This window comes from Burkholderia cepacia GG4, assembly GCF_000292915.1.
Taxonomy (GTDB): Bacteria; Pseudomonadota; Gammaproteobacteria; order Burkholderiales; family Burkholderiaceae; genus Burkholderia; species Burkholderia cepacia_D.
In genome coordinates this window covers 2183961-2198683 of record NC_018513.1, presented here as the reverse complement: position 1 = coordinate 2198683, position 14723 = coordinate 2183961, and the positions used below count along the sequence as shown (strand labels likewise).

14 protein-coding genes are annotated in these 14723 nt (G+C 70.7%); 9 read left to right on the top strand and 5 right to left on the bottom strand.

The window, feature by feature from the left end; translation table 11 throughout:
• Positions 1-69: 69 nt before the first annotated feature.
• The 8 genes from GEM_RS10050 (at position 70) to GEM_RS10015 (ending at position 7086) form a co-directional block, all read left to right on the top strand.
• Positions 70-1326 carry a YbfB/YjiJ family MFS transporter gene (locus GEM_RS10050; RefSeq protein WP_014897294.1) on the top strand — a complete coding sequence of 419 codons (1257 nt, stop codon included), beginning with the start codon at positions 70-72 and terminating at the stop codon, positions 1324-1326.
• A 122-nt stretch (positions 1327-1448) separates the two neighbouring features.
• Entirely contained in the window at positions 1449-1985 is a 537-nt protein-coding gene (locus GEM_RS10045; RefSeq protein ID WP_014897293.1) for an NUDIX domain-containing protein, read from the top strand.
• 130 nt (positions 1986-2115) lie between these two features.
• A complete protein-coding gene (locus GEM_RS10040) occupies positions 2116-2553 on the top strand; it encodes an acyl-CoA thioesterase (RefSeq protein ID WP_014897292.1) in 438 nt (145 codons plus the stop codon).
• Between the two features lie 10 nt (positions 2554-2563).
• Positions 2564-3499 carry a branched-chain amino acid ABC transporter permease gene (locus tag GEM_RS10035; protein ID WP_014897291.1) on the top strand — a complete coding sequence of 312 codons (936 nt, stop codon included), beginning with the start codon at positions 2564-2566 and terminating at the stop codon, positions 3497-3499.
• Positions 3492-4730 carry a branched-chain amino acid ABC transporter permease gene (locus tag GEM_RS10030; RefSeq protein WP_014897290.1) on the top strand — a complete coding sequence of 413 codons (1239 nt, stop codon included), beginning with the start codon at positions 3492-3494 and terminating at the stop codon, positions 4728-4730. Before GEM_RS10035 ends, GEM_RS10030 begins: the two co-directional genes overlap by 8 nt.
• Positions 4727-5476 carry an ABC transporter ATP-binding protein gene (locus tag GEM_RS10025; protein WP_014897289.1) on the top strand — a complete coding sequence of 250 codons (750 nt, stop codon included), beginning with the start codon at positions 4727-4729 and terminating at the stop codon, positions 5474-5476. Before GEM_RS10030 ends, GEM_RS10025 begins: the two co-directional genes overlap by 4 nt.
• Positions 5473-6177, top strand: coding sequence for an ABC transporter ATP-binding protein (locus GEM_RS10020; protein WP_014897288.1), 705 nt, complete (start codon positions 5473-5475; stop codon positions 6175-6177). The genes GEM_RS10025 and GEM_RS10020 overlap by 4 nt, the downstream gene beginning before the upstream one ends.
• Positions 6178-6339: 162 nt before the next feature.
• The gene (locus GEM_RS10015; RefSeq protein WP_014897287.1) at positions 6340-7086 is read left to right on the top strand and encodes a glucose 1-dehydrogenase; all 747 of its coding nucleotides are present in this window, start codon (positions 6340-6342) and stop codon (positions 7084-7086) included.
• Between the two features lie 22 nt (positions 7087-7108).
• Here GEM_RS10015 and GEM_RS10010 read toward each other — a convergent pair whose 3' ends face one another.
• The 5 genes from GEM_RS10010 to GEM_RS09990 all read right to left on the bottom strand — a co-directional run bounded on the left by GEM_RS10010 (position 7109) and on the right by GEM_RS09990 (position 13424).
• Entirely contained in the window at positions 7109-7603 is a 495-nt protein-coding gene (locus GEM_RS10010; RefSeq protein WP_014897286.1) for a heme-degrading domain-containing protein, read from the bottom strand.
• Positions 7604-7687: 84 nt separating this feature from the next.
• Positions 7688-8506, bottom strand: a complete 819-nt coding sequence (iolB, locus tag GEM_RS10005; protein WP_014897285.1) for a 5-deoxy-glucuronate isomerase — start codon at positions 8504-8506, stop codon at positions 7688-7690.
• A gap of 43 nt (positions 8507-8549) precedes the next feature.
• Positions 8550-9479, bottom strand: a complete 930-nt coding sequence (gene iolE / locus GEM_RS10000) for a myo-inosose-2 dehydratase (protein WP_014897284.1) — start codon at positions 9477-9479, stop codon at positions 8550-8552.
• 59 nt (positions 9480-9538) lie between these two features.
• Positions 9539-11422, bottom strand: a complete 1884-nt coding sequence (gene iolD / locus GEM_RS09995) for a 3D-(3,5/4)-trihydroxycyclohexane-1,2-dione acylhydrolase (decyclizing) (RefSeq protein WP_014897283.1) — start codon at positions 11420-11422, stop codon at positions 9539-9541.
• Positions 11423-11468: 46 nt separating this feature from the next.
• Positions 11469-13424, bottom strand: coding sequence for a bifunctional 5-dehydro-2-deoxygluconokinase/5-dehydro-2-deoxyphosphogluconate aldolase (locus GEM_RS09990; RefSeq protein WP_014897282.1), 1956 nt, complete (start codon positions 13422-13424; stop codon positions 11469-11471).
• 307 nt (positions 13425-13731) lie between these two features.
• Between GEM_RS09990 and GEM_RS09985 the strand changes: the two genes are divergently transcribed.
• On the top strand, positions 13732-14658 hold the full coding sequence (locus GEM_RS09985) for a sugar ABC transporter substrate-binding protein (protein WP_014897281.1): 927 nt from the start codon (positions 13732-13734) through the stop codon (positions 14656-14658).
• The last annotated feature ends 65 nt before the right edge of the window (positions 14659-14723 follow it).

Genomic DNA, 14723 nt, shown 5'->3' with positions numbered 1-14723 from the left:
GGTCAAGCTACGATGCAAGCATTCCGGTTTCCTTCTGGCCCGCGCGTAGTGCGCGCGGCCCACACCGCCATGTTCCGTTCCGATGCTCCGAGCGCCGCCGCGGGCGCCCATTTGTCCGATGACGCCGACCGCCGTGCGCGCGCGGCCGCGCTGGCCTGCATGGTCGGGCTCGCGGTCGCGCTCGGCGTCGGCCGCTTCGCGTTCACGCCACTGTTGCCGCTGATGCTCGCCGACGGCTCGATCGGCCTGAAGGCCGGCAGCTGGCTCGCGTCGGCGAACTACGCGGGCTATTTCGTCGGCGCGGTCAGTTGCGCGGCGCTGCGGGTCGCGCCCGCGCGGATGGTGCGTTTCGGGCTTGCCGCCACCGTGTTGCTGACCGCCGCGATGGGCGTCGGTCACTTGCTGCCCGTGTGGCTCGTGGTGCGCTTCGTCGCGGGCGTCGTCAGCGCGTGGACGTTCGTGTTCGTGTCGCAATGGGGGCTGCGACGGCTTTCCGAGTTGCATGCGCCCGAATGGAGCGGGGTGATCTATGCGGGGCCCGGGGGCGGCATCGTGCTGACGGGACTGATCGGCAGCGCGCTGGCCGGCCATCGCGCTGCGCCCGGCTGGCTCGGCTTCGCAGCGCTGTCGGCGGTGCTGTCGGTCGCGATCTGGCGCACCTTCGGCGGCGTGCCGGCGCCGGCGCCCGGGGCGCCGTCCGCACCCGCGCGGCATGCCGCGGCTGCGGCTGCGGGGGCTCCCGCGGCAGTTGGCAACACGCGCCGCCATCGGGCCGACGCCGCGTGGCTCGTCGTGCTGTACGGGATGCCGGGCTTCGGCTATATCATCACCGCGACGTTCTTGCCGGTGATCGCGCGCGCCGCGCTGCCGGCCGGCTCGCCGTGGCCGGACCTGTTCTGGCCGATGTTCGGCGCGGCGCTGATCGTCGGCGCGATTGCCGCTGCGCGGCTGCCCGGCCACTGGGACAACCGGCTGCTGCTCGCGGCCGGCTGCGCGACGCAGGCGCTCGGGATCGCGGCGGGCATCGTGTGGCCGAATCCGGCCGGCTTCTCGGTCGGCAGCGCGCTGCTCGGCCTGCCGTTCACGGCGATCACGCTGTTCGCGATGCGCGAGGCGCGGCGCCTGCATGGCGAGCGCGCGGCCGGGCTGATGGGCTATGCGACCGCGTCGTACGGGGTCGGGCAGATTCTCGGCCCGCTCGTCGCGGCGCCGCTCACCGCCCGCTTCGGGTCGTTCTCGCCGGCGCTGTGGGTCGCGGCGGGCGCGCTGCTCGTCGGCGCCGCTGGCTTCGTGGTGACCGCCGCAACGCGGCGCGTGCAACCCTGACAGCGTCGGGGCCGGATCGTCTGCGGCGCGGGCAAACTCGCTAGAATGAAGCCTTTCCAGCGCCGAGCGGGCGCGCGAGGCGGCCTGCACGCGGGCGCCGGGCGCTCGCGAGATCCCCATCGATGACCACCGCCGACTACCGCTTTTGCCCGCGCTGCGCGCGCCCGCTGACCGAGCGCGCCGATCCCGAACACGAGGGCGGCCGCGTCCGCCAGGCCTGCCCGGACGACGTGTGCGGCTACGTGCACTGGAACAACCCGCTGCCCGTGGTGGCTGCGATCGTCGAGCTCGACGGCAAGATCCTGCTGGCGCGCAACGCGGCCTGGCCGGAAGGGATGTTCGCGCTGATCACCGGCTTCCTCGAGAACGGCGAAACGCCCGAGGACGGCATCGCGCGCGAGGTATTCGAGGAAACCGCGCTGAAGGCCGAGCAGGTCACGCTCGTCGGTGTCTATGAATTCATCCGCAAGAATGAGCTGATCATCGCGTACCACGTGCGCGCGTCGGGCAGCGTCGCGCTGTCGCCGGAACTGCTCGAATACCGGCTCGTCGATCCGCCGCTGTTGCGCCCGTGGCGTGCCGGCACCGGCTACGCGCTGGCCGACTGGATGCGGGCGCGCGGCCTCGATTTCGAGTTCGTCGATCGAGCGGGGCAGTGACGGGCCGCTCCGCCCCCGGCGGTCCGTCCGCCGCGCCGCGCCCGGTCGCGCCGCGGCATCCCGCAGCTCGCCGGCGTGCCGTGCCGCACGGCCGCCGCGCGCCGTCCTCATCGTCCTGACCACCTTCGCCATGTCCGACAAGCCGCAGCCGCGTCCGCGCGACGCCTATCGCCACTTCCTGCCGATCACGACCCGCTGGATGGACAACGACGTCTACGGGCACGTGAACAACGTCGTCTACTACAGCTACTTCGACACCGTCGTGAACGAATACCTGATCCGCGCGGGCGTGCTCGACGTGGAGCACGGGCAGACGATCGGGCTGGTGGTCGAGACGCAGTGCAACTACTTCGCGCCGCTCGTGTTTCCGCAGTCGGTCGATGCCGGGCTGCGCGTCGCGAAGCTCGGCACGTCGAGCGTGCGCTACGAAATCGGGCTGTTCGCGGCAGGGGAGTCCTCGCCGGCCGCACAGGGGCATTTCGTGCACGTCTACGTCGACCGCGGCACGCGCCGTCCGGTGCCGCTGCCGGACGCGCTGCGCGCGGCGCTCGAACCGCTCGCCGGCTGACGGACGGGCGGTGCACGCGTTCGCGCTCCAGGCCTTCAACGGCCTCAGCTACGGGTTGCTGCTGTTCATGCTGTCGGCCGGCCTCACGTTGATCTTCAGCGTGCAGGGCGTGCTCAACTTCGCGCATGCGAGCTTCTACATGCTCGGCGCGTACGTCGGCTACAGCATCGCGGCCCGCGCGGGTTTCTGGCCCGCGCTCGTGCTCGCGCCGCTCGCGGTCGGCCTGCTGGGTGCCGGCTGCGAGCGCTGGCTGTTGCGGCGCGTGCAGGCGCGCGGACACACGAGCGAACTGCTGCTGACCTTCGGGCTCGCCTACCTGATCGGCGAGGGCGCGAAACTGTTGTGGGGCCTCGCGCCGCTGCCGGCACCGGTGCCGGCGCTGTTCGATGGCGCGCCGGTGACCGTGTTCGGCCTCGCGCTGCCGCGCTACCGGCTGTTCATGATGACGATGTCCGCTGCGATGCTGGTCGCGCTCGGCGCGCTGTTGCGCGCGTCGCGCACCGGGCTCGTCGTGCGCGCCGCGCTCACGCATCGCGCGGCCGTCGAGGCGCTCGGCTACGACGTGCCGCGCGTGATGACGGGCCTGTTCGGCGCGGGCACCGCGCTCGCGGCACTGGCCGGCGTGATCGGCGCGCCGCTCGCGGTGATCGAGCCGGCGCTGGCCGAGACCGTCGGGTCGGTGGTGTTCGCGGTCGTCGTGATCGGCGGCCTCGGTTCGCTCGGCGGCGCGTTCGTCGCGTCGCTCGCGGTCGGCTTCGCGCAGACCTTCGCGGCGTCCAGCGACACGTCGCTGCGTGACCTCGCGCACTGGGCGGGCGTGACGCTGCCGGACAGCGTCGCCGCCGTGTCGATCGCACAGCTCGCGCCGCTGGTGCCGTACCTGCTGCTCGTCGTGGTGCTGGTCGCCCGCCCGCGCGGATTGTTCGGCGAGCGTGTCGATGCGTAGCCGCGCGCTCGCCGGCGCGCTGTGCTGGGTGCCGTTCGCCGCGTGCGTTGCGCTGCCCGCGTGGCTGCGGCCGCATGGCGCGGTGCTCGGCTATCTCGCGCAGACGGCCGCGCTCGTCGTGCTCGCGCTGTCGTACAACCTGCAGCTCGGCACGACCGGGCTGCTGTCGTTCGGCCATGCCGCAGTTGCGGGCCTCGGCGCGTTCGCGGCCGCACACTGGTTCAATCATTTCGGCGGCCCGCTGCCGCTGTTGCCGCTCGTCGGCGGCGTCGCCGGCGCGGGCTTCGGGTTCGCCGCCGGCCTGCTCGCCACGCGCCGCGCGGGGACCGTGTTCGCGATGATCACGCTCGGCCTCGGCGAATGTGTCGCGGCGGCCGCGTGGAGCGTGCCCGCCTGGTTCGGCGGTCTCGGCGGCGTGCCGATCGATCGCGCGAGCGGCACGCCGTGGGGTGGCTGGCAGTTCGGCGCTGAAACGCAGGCCTACGCCGTGATCGCCGCGTGGTGCATCGTGTCGGCGCTGGCGATGCACGCGCTGACGCGCACGCCGCTCGCGCGGCTCGCGAACGCGGTGCGCGACAACCCCGCACGCGTCGCCGCGCTCGGCACCGAGCCGCGCCGCGTGCGGCTCGCGATGGTCACGTGTGCGTCGTTCTTCGCGGGCATTGCCGGCACGCTGACGCTGATCGACGTCGAAATCGCGACGCCCGACAGCGTGTCGATGGCGCGCTCGGCGACCGTGCTGATCGCGGCCGTGATCGGCGGCACCGGCGCGTTTTTCGGACCGGCGGCCGGTGCCGTGGTGCTGACCGCGCTAAGCGTCGTCGTCGCGGGCGTATCGCGCGCGTGGGCGCTGTATCTCGGCGTGCTGTTCGTCGCGGTCGTCGTCGCGGCGCCGCGCGGGATCGCGGGCATCGCGCAGGCGCTCGCGCACGCATTGCGCCGCGACGCGCCGGCCGCCGAGCGCTGGCGCATGCTGTGCGGCGTCGGCGCGTGCCTGTTCTGGGGCGTCGCGATCGTCTGCGCGGCCGAGCTCGGCTATGCGTGGCGCTTCGCGGCGGACGACGGCGCCGGCATCGCGTTCGGCGCGTGGGGCATCGACGCCGACGCGCCGGCCGGCTGGGTCGTCGCATGCTCGGCGGCGGGGATCGGCATGGTGTTGTGGAGCTGGCGCGCGCGCTTCATGAATCACCGGCACGGTGGCCAGGGCGTCGAGCGGGAGGACGGCCGATGAACGGCAAAGCGATCGCGCTCCACGGGATCGTGCAGCGCTTCGGCGCGCAGACCATCCTCGACGGCGTCGAATTGAGCGTCGCGGCCGGCGAGCGTCATGCGCTGATCGGGCCGAACGGCGCGGGCAAGTCGACGCTGTTCGGCGTGATCGCCGGCGCGACCCGGCCGACGCGCGGGCGCGTCGTGCTGCACGGCGTCGAATTGCGCGGGCGCGGGCCGGTGGTCGCGAGCCGGCTCGGCATCGGCCGCAGTTTCCAGCAGACGAGCGCGTTCGCGCGCCTGAGCGTCTTCGACAACCTGCGCTGCGCGGCGCTGCATGCGCCGGCCGAGCGGCGCCGCTGGTGGAACCGGCTGCGCGACTCGGCGTCGGTCGATCTCGCGGCCGCGCGCGTGCTGCACGACATCGGCCTCGAGGCGCGGCGCGACACGCTGGCCGGCGAGCTCGGTTATGCGGAACAGCGCGCGCTCGATCTCGGCATCGCGCTCGCGAGCGGCGCGCGCACGCTGCTGCTCGACGAACCGACGGCCGGCATGAGCCGCGAGCAGGCGGCGCGGATGATCGCGCTGATCCGCGCGACGACGCAGGGCCGCACGGTGCTGATGATCGAGCACGACATGGACGCGGTGTTCGGCTTCGCCGAGCGCATCACGGTGCTGGTGCGCGGCACGGTGATCGCGACCGGTGCGCCCGACGCGATCCGCGCCGATCCGGCCGTGCGCGCCGCTTATCTCGGCGAGCGCGCATGAGCGCGCTGCTCGACATCCGCGGCCTGCGCGCGTGGTACGGCATGCAGCCCGTGCTCGACGGTGTCGATCTCGCGCTCGCACCGGGCGAGACGCTCGCGCTGCTCGGCCGCAACGGCTCCGGGCGCTCGACGCTCGCGAAGGCCGTGATGGGGCTCGTGCGCACCGCGGGTTCGGTGCGCATCGCTGGCGCCGAATGCGCGGGCGCCCGCACGTTCGAGATCGCGCGGCGCGGCGTCGCTTACGTCGCCGAAAGCCGCGACGTGTTTCCGCTCTTGAGCGTGCGCGACAACCTGCGGCTCGGGCTGCGCGGCGCGCACGGTGCGGCCGAACGCGCGGCGCTCGAGCGGCTGCTCGCACGCTTTCCGCTGCTGGCCGCGCGCGCGGACGTGAAGGCCGGGCGGCTGTCGGGCGGTGAACAGCAGGTACTTGCGCTGGTGCGCGCACTGGCCGGCAGCCCGCGCGTGCTGATCGTCGACGAACCGGCCGAAGGGCTCGCGCCGCGCGCGGTCGACGCGGTCGGCGCCTGTCTCGCCGCGTTGCAGGCCGACGGCGTCGCGATCCTGCTGATCGAGCAGCGGCTGCAACTCGCGCCGCGGCTCGCGCGGCGCGTGGCCGTGATGGGGCGCGGGCGGATCGTCTACGACGGCGCGCTCGACGGGCTGGGCGGCGACGTCGTCGGTGCATGGCTGAGCGCCGGCTGACCGCGAACCCGCCGATTGTTCGGCTGGCCCCGCCAGTCAATTCGTGTCGAGCCGCTTTATCGCCGTCGCGCGAACCGCCAAGATTGCCAGCAAGGCCGGATCACTGCGCAAGCGGCAACCGGCACCCATCCATCAAGCGTCTTCCGACTGAGGAATGAAATCATGAGCAAGCTGGCAGGCAAGGTAGCGATCGTCACGGGCGGGTCCAAGGGTATCGGCGCCGCGATCGCCAGGGCGCTGGCCGCCGAAGGCGCAGCGGTCGTCGTCAACTACGCGAGCAGCAAGGCAGGTGCCGACGCGGTCGTGAGCGCGATCGTCGCAGCGGGCGGCCGCGCGGTCGCGGTCGGCGGCGACGTGTCGCAGGCCGCGGACGCGCAGCGCATCGTCGATACCGCGATCGAGACCTATGGGCGTCTCGACGTGCTGGTCAACAACTCCGGCGTCTACGAATTCGCGCCGATCGAAGAGATCACCGAAGCGCACTATCGCCGGCAGTTCGACACGAACGTGTTCGGTGTGCTGCTGACGACGCAGGCGGCCGTCAAGCATCTCGGCGAAGGCGCGAGCATCATCAACATCAGCTCCGTGGTGACGAGCATCACGCCGCCTGCCAGCGCCGTGTACAGCGGCACCAAGGGCGCTGTCGACGCGATCACCGGCGTGCTCGCGCTTGAACTCGGCCCGCGCAAGATTCGCGTGAACGCGATCAACCCGGGCATGGTCGTGACCGAAGGCACGCACAGCGCGGGCATCATCGGGTCGGATCTCGACCAGCAGGTGCGTAGCGAGACGCCGCTCGGCCGCCTCGGCGAGCCGGACGACATCGCGTCGGTCGCGGTGTTCCTCGCGTCGGACGACGCGCGCTGGATGACCGGCGAGCACCTCGTCGTGAGCGGCGGGCTGCACTGATCCGGCGCGTCGGCGCGTGCCGCTACGCGATCATCGCGAGCGCGTTCGCGCCGACATGCCAGCGCAGGCTCTCGACGACGAGCGCGTGATCGCGTTCGGCGTCGAGCCCCGCGATCGTCATCGCGCCGACGATCCCGCCGCCGGCGATCCGTAACGGCACGCCGCCGCCGTCGAGCGCATAGTCGTCGTCCGACAAACCCTGCGACTGCAACGACCAGCCGGCGCGGCGAAAGCGCGCGCCGACCTCGAGCGAACTGATGCCGAAGCGCAATACCGTGTTCTGCCGGCGGCGGATCGCGTCGCAGTCGTGCGTGCCGCTGCCGTCGAGCGCGCAGTAGAAGAGCGGCGCCGCTTCGCCGACGATGCCGACCGCGATCGGCAGCCCGCGGCGTGATGCGAGGTTGATCGCGATGTCGCCGAGCCGGCGCGCGACGTCGGCATCGAAGCGCGGCAGTATCGGGGCCGACGCAGCGTCGCCGAAGGGCGCGTGCGCGAAGCGCGGGAAGGTGGTCGCCATGGCAACTCCGTGTCGTCGCAAGTGCGGCTCGCGCGCGCGTCGTGCGCGGCGTGCAAGCCGTCGATCGTTCAACGTTTCAACGCGTCAGCGCCCGGGCGCCGCGTCCAGCATCCACTCGTGCGCGGGATCGTTCTTGAACGTCCACGCGCGGCTCGGCCCGGCCATCACGTTCAGGTAATACAGGTTGTAGCCGTGCGGCGCGACCACCGGGTGATAGCCGCGCGGCACCATCACGACGTCGTGGTTCTCGACCGCGCAGGCTTCGTCGAGGCTGCGATCGTCCGTGTACACGCGCTGGAACGCGAAACCCTGCGGCGGATCGATCCGGTGGTAATAGGTTTCCTCGAGCGACGTTTCGTCGGGCGCCGCGTCGCGATCGTGCTTGTGCGGCGGATAGCTGCTGGAATGGCTCGCCGGGGTGATCACTTCGACGACGAGCAGCCGGTCGGCGGCCGGGTTGTCGCCCATCAGGATGTCGCAGACGTAGCGCGTATTGGTGCCTTGCCCGCGCACCGCGCGGCGCATCCGTTCGCCGTCGAGGCGCTGCACGCGCTTGGCGCCGCTCGCGTAAGGCGCGGTGCACAGCGCGACTTCCGCGTCGCGCGTCGCGACCAGCGTGACGGTCTTGCCGCCCGGCACGTACAGCGCGTCCGGCGACACCGCCTCGAACACGCTGTCGCGCTTGCCGAGCGCATCGTAGGTCTCGCCGTCGACTTCCGCACGCAGCGTGCCGGTGAGCACGACGACGCACAGCTCGCGCGCCCCTGTGTCGAGCGTTTCGGTGTCGCCGGCCTTCAGGCGCAGCGCGCGAAAGCCGACGTGCTTCCAGCCGGCCGACTCGGGCGTGACGTTGCAGATTTCGCGGTCGGCGGATGCCTTGACCAGCAGGGGAGAAATCGTCATGGAACGGGGCTCCGCAATGGGGTGACAGCGGGGGTGGCGGGGCTTACGCGCTCAACCGGTCGACGATGGTGCGCAGCGACTCGTAGCCCTTCTTCGCATACTGATAGCTCGGCGCGACGGCCGGGTCCTGCTCGGCCTCGACGACGAGCCAGCCTTCGTAGCCGGCCTCCTTCAGCGTGCGCAGCGTTGCTTCGTAGTCGAGCGCGCCGTCGCCCGGCACCGTGAAGGTGCCGTTGATCACGCCGTTCAGGAAGCTCCAGCCGCCGTTGCGCGCCTGCGTGACGACCTGCGGCCGCACGTCCTTGCAGTGGACGTGCACGACGCGCGCCACGTGCTTCTTCAACAGCGCGACCGGATCGGCCGCACCGCCGAAATACGCGTGGCCCGTGTCGAACAGCAGGAACACTTTCGCGGGATCGGTCAGCGCCATCAGCCGGTCGACGTCGTCCGGCGATTCGACGTACGCGCCCATGTGGTGATGGTAGGCGAGCTTGATTCCGTAGGTATCGAGCAGGTGCGCGCCGAACGCGTCGAGGCGCGCCGCGTAGCGCCGCCACGTGTCGTCGTCGACGAAGCGCGGCCGCTTCGCGACCGGCGTATCGATGCTGCCCTGGATCGTGCCCGCGCATTCGCCGTACACGACCACCTTCACGTCGTTGTACTGCAGCTTCGTCATGTGCGCGCGGCAGCGCTCGATCTCGGCGGCCACCGCGTCGGCATCGCTCGTGCCCGGGTCGAGTTCCGCAAGGAATCCGGAATACCAGCCCGACACGCACACGAGCCCGAACCCGGCGAGCTTCGCCTTCAGCTCGGGGCCCGTCTTCGGAAACTTGTTGCCGAGCTCGAAGCCCGCGTAGCCGATCTCGGCGCCTTCCTTCAGCGCCGTCTCGAGCGGCGTCTCGCCGCCGAGCGACGGCAGGTCGTCGTTCATCCACGACAGGGGATTGATACCGATGCGAACGTTCCAGCTCATGGCGTGCTTCCTTGGTTCGGATGTGGTTTTCGTGGTGCGGGCGGGGGAACGGCAACGTATCAGCGCCGCTGCCGGGTTTTCTCGTCGAGATACGTCTGGTGCGCGCGCTCGACATCGGCGCGCGCGGACACCTGCGGCACTGCGACTTCCCACCACGCGCCGCCGTCCGCGGTCGTGCGGTGGTGCGTCGTGTCGATCACGAGGACCTGGCTCGTCTTCGCCGCACGCGCACGCTTCATTTCGCTGCGCAGCTCGGCGACGTCGCGCACGTGCACGGCTTCGGCGCCCATCGCGCGCGCATGCATCGCGAAGTCGATCGTCGAGCGTTCACCGCCTTCCGGCACGCAGTCGTCGAGCATGTTGTTGAAGCTCGCGCCGCCGCAGTTCAACTGCAGCCGCTCGATGCAGCCGTAGCCGCGGTTGTCGAGGATCACGACGATGATCTTGCGGCCGAGCATCACGGACGTCGCAAGTTCGGCGTTGAGCATCATGTACGAGCCGTCGCCGACGATCACGATCACTTCGCGCTCGGGCCGCGCGAGCTTCGCGCCGAGGCCGCCCGCGACTTCGTAGCCCATGCACGAATACGCGTAGTCCATGTGATAGTTGCCCGGCACGCCGCTGCGCCACAGCTTGTGCAACTCGGCCGGCAGCGTGCCGGCCGCGCACACGACGAGATCGCCGCGCGCGCTGTCGCGCTCCGCGTCGGCCGCGGAGTCGCGCACCGCGCCGATCACTTCCGCGTCGTACGGCAGCGTGTCCTTTGGAATGTGCGTCGTCAGTTCGGTCACGCGCGCATTCCACGCGGCGGCCTGATCCTGGTTTGCCGCCGTCCACGCCGGTTCCGCGCGCCAGCCCGCGAGCGCGGCCGACAGCTGGCCGAGGCCCGTGCGCGCATCGGCGATCAATTGCCGGCCGCGCTTCTTGCCGGCGTCGAACGGCTGCACGTTCAGGCTCAGCAGCGTCGCGTGGCCGAACAGCGCATGCGAGCCGGTCGTGAAATCCTGCAGGCGCGTGCCGACCGCGAACACCACGTCCGCCTGCGCGGCCGCGCGGTTCGCGGCGGGGGAACCCGTCACGCCGATCGAGCCGAGGTTCAGCGGGTGGTCCCACGCGAGGCTGCCCTTGCCGGCCTGCGATTCGGCGACCGGCACGCCGTGGGTGTCGGCGAACGCGCGCAGCGCATCCCACGCCTGGCTGTACAGCACGCCGCCGCCGGCGACGATCAGCGGCTTCTTCGCGGCCTTCAGCACGTCGAGCGCATCGGCGAGTTCGAGCGCGTCGGCCGGCGGCCGGCGCATCCGGATCACCGGCGGCGCGAAGAAATCCTCGGGCCAGTCGTACGCGAAGGTCTGCACGTCCTGCGGCAGCGCGAGACAGACGGGCCCGCACTGCGCGGGGTCGGTCATCACCTGGATGGCGCGCGGCAGTGCGACGAGCAGTTGCTCGGGCGACGTGATCCGGTCGAAGTAGCGCGTCACCGGCCGGAAGCAGTCGTTCGCGCTGACGTCGCCCTGTTCGAAGTCCTCGACCTGCTGCAGTACCGGATCGGGCAGCCGCGACACGAACACGTCGCCGGGCAGCAGCAGCAGCGGCAGCCGGCCGACGTGCGCGAGCGCGGCCGAGGTCAGCATGTTGGTCGCGCCGGGGCCGATGCTCGACGTCGCGGCCATCATCCGCTGGCGGAAATTCGCTTTCGCGAACGCGACGGCCGCGTTGGCCATCCCTTGCTCGTTGTGCGCACGGAACGTCGGCAGCCGGTCCTGTTCGGCGTGCAGCGCCTCGCCGAGCCCGGCCACGTTGCCGTGGCCGAAGATCGCGAACACGCCGCCGCAGTACGGCAGGATCTCGGTGCGGCCGTCGGGCTGGACAACTTCGGCGCGCAGGGCGGCCAGGTAGCGCACGAGCGCCTGGCTGACGGTCAGTCTCACGGTGGTGGTCATCGTCTGTCGATCAAGAAGAGTCGGGTGGTCATCACGGGTGCAGGCATCAAGCCGCGGCGGCGCGCGCCGCGGCACGGCGGCCGAGCCACGCGTCGACCAGCTGCGCGAAATTGCCGGCGACTTCGTCGATCAGCGCCTGGTCGTCGATCCGGCCGGCGAGCCAGTGCAGCGACGCGTCGGCCCACAGCGTGCGCCCGACCATGAAGCCCTTGACGATCGGGTTGGTCGCCGAGCGGAAGCTGTCGACCAGGTATTGCAGCGGCTGGTTCAGGCCGAGGATCACCGCGCCGCGGCAGTGGCGGTCGCGTTCGGCCACCAGCGTCTCGAGCCGCGCCCAGCCGTCGGCGCTCATCGGCGCAAGCTTCCACCACTCGGGCATCACGCCGAGGTTGTAGAAGCGCGCGACGGTGCGCAGCACCGCATCGTCCTCGGTGCCGGCCGGCGTGACCGCGCGCGGCGGGATGATTTCCAGCAGCAGCTCGTTGCCGCTCGCACGCGTCGCTTCCCACAGCTCCAGCACGCGCTGCTCCTGCGCGACGCGCAGGTCGACGTCGTCGTCGGGGTGGTAGTGGACGAGACACTTCACGACCTGTTCGGTCGGCCAGTGCGTGAGCGACGAGCCGACCGAGCGCGTGTCGTCGAAGCACAGCGGCCGCGAGCCGGGCAGCTCGACCGGGCGGCCGACCCACCAGCCGCGGCCGGTGGCCGACGCGAGCGCGTCGCTGCCGTACGTGCCGCCGTCGATCAGCACGCCGACATGGCCTTCGATCTGGCGCGCGCGCTCGACCTGTTCGGCTGCACGCACGAGCAGGCGCTTCAGCGTCTTGATCCGCGCTTCGTCCGCGCCGGCCTGTACCGCGAGTTCGTAGAACTGGCTGCGGTGGTCGAACGCCATCACGCACAGGTCGTCCCATTCGCGGCGCGGCACCGTCACGCGATGCAGGTGCGCGAGCGTGCGATCGGCATCCACCTGCGGATTGCGGCTGCCGCCGAACCAGTGCGCGAGTTCGTCCGGCGTCGGCATTGCGGCCGAGCACGCGTGGCGCGACACGACGATCGCGCCGCACGCATTCGCGATGCGCGTCGATTCGGCCCAGTCGCGGCCGCGCAGCAATCCCGACAGCAGGCCCGACAGGAACGCGTCGCCCGCGCCGAGCACGTTGAGCACCTCGACGCGTTCGCCGTGGAAGGTCGGCGCATCGTCGATGCGCGCGGGGATCTCGCCCTCGATCACGCAGCAGCCGAGCGCGCCGCGCTTGACCACCAGCACTGCGCTGCTCGCGCGGCGCACCGCCTGCAGCGACCCGATCAGGTCGTGCGGCACGCCGCCCGCGATCAGGAATTCCTCCTCGGTGCCGACCAGCAGGTCGAACTCGCCGAGTACCTGCTGCAACTGCCGCGTGACCTGCGCATCCGGCACGTAGCGGTTCTCGCCCGCGCCGCGCGCGGTCAGCCCCCACAGCACCGGCCGGTAGTCGATGTCGAGGATCCGCACGACGCCGTGGCGGCGCGCGTACCCGAGCGCGGTCAGCGACGCTTCGCGCGTGGCGGGCGTGGAAAGATGGGTGCCGGTGATCGCGAGCGCGCGGCAGCCGGCGATGAAGTCCTCGCGGATCTCGTCGGCGCGCACGGCCATGTCCGCGCAGTTCTCGCGTACGAACAGCAGCGGGAACGTGTCGCGATCCTTCAGCCCGAGCAGCACCAGGGCAGTTTGGCGCGCGGGGTCGGTCTGCAGCTGGCTCGTGTCGCAGCCTTCGCGCTCGAGCGTCTCGCGCACGAAGCGGCCCATCTGCTCGTCGCCGACGCGCGAGATCATCGCGGTCTTCAGCCCGAGCCGGGCGACGCCGAATGCGACGTTGCCCGACGAGCCGCCGAGATACATCTGGAAGCTGCGCGCGTCCTCCAGGCGGCTGCCGTACTGCTGCGCGTAAAGATCCACGGCGACGCGGCCGAGGCAGGCGAGATCGATGGGGCGGTCAGTCGGAAAGTTCAACGGGCTCATATCACGTATCACGCTCGCAGCCGGCGTGCGACCCTGCCGGCAGGTTGGGGGACCGATCCCGCGACGAGGGTGCGTCGCATGTGTGGCGCGACGCGAGAGCGCCTGCCGCAACGAATCGGGCTACGGAACGGAGTCTAGACTTTTTGGAAATCCAGTTCCCTAGGTGAAATCACGTAGAAATAAATTTCCAAAATTTCGAGGAAGTGATCTACAGTTTCATCCGGATGCTTCAGTCCGTATCGGACTCGGCCCGACGGCGCGCAACGCGCCGCTTTCCGCCCCCCGGAGAAGAGGAGACAGAGTGATCATGAAGACCAAGCTGATGGCCGCCGCGGCCGCCGCGATCCTGGCCATGCCGCTCGCGCATGCCGAGAAGATCGGCGTGACGATGGCATCGTTCGACGACACGTTCCTGACGATCCTGCGCAACAGCGTCAGCGATGCGGCGAAGAAGGACGGTGCGACCGTGCAGATCGAGGACGGCGGCAACGACGTCGGCAAGCAGTTGAGCCAGGTCCAGAACATGATCGCGCAGAAGGTCGACGCGATCATCGTGAATGCGGTCGATACCGATGCGACGCCGAAGATCACGAAGATGGCGACCGCCGCGAAGATCCCGCTCGTGTATGTGAACCGCAAGCCGGTCGACTTCGACAAGCTGCCGGCCGGCGTCGCGGTGGTCGCGTCCGACGAGAAGCAGTCGGGCACGCTGCAGGCCCGCCAGGTGTGCAAGCTGCTCGGCGGCAAGGGCGACATCCTCGTGCTGATGGGCGAGCTGTCCAACGAGTCGGCCCGTGCGCGCACCAAGGACATCGAGGACGTGATCGCGTCGAAAGACTGCGCCGGCATGAAGATCGTCGACAAGCGCGAAGGCAAGTGGAGCCGCACGCAGGGCCAGGACATCACGATGAACTGGCTGAGCTCCGGGATGAAGTTCGACGCGATCGTGTCGAACAACGACGAAATGGCGATCGGCGCGATCAACGCGCTGAAGGCCGCGCGCAAGTGGACGCCGAAGACGGTCGTCGCGGGTATCGACGCGACGCCGGACGGGCTCGCGTCGATGAAGAGCGGCGACCTGAAGGTGTCCGTGTACCAGAACGCGGCCGGGCAGGGCGCGCAGGCCGTCGCGGCCGCGCTCAAGCTCGCGAAGAAGCAACCCGTCGATCGCTTCGTGAACGTGCCGTTCGAGCTCGTCACGCCCGAGAACATGAGCCAGTACGCCAGGCACTGACCGGTTTTTCCGCTGAACTGCGCGGGCCCGGCGCATCCGGGTTCGCGTGTGACTTTCGAGGAACG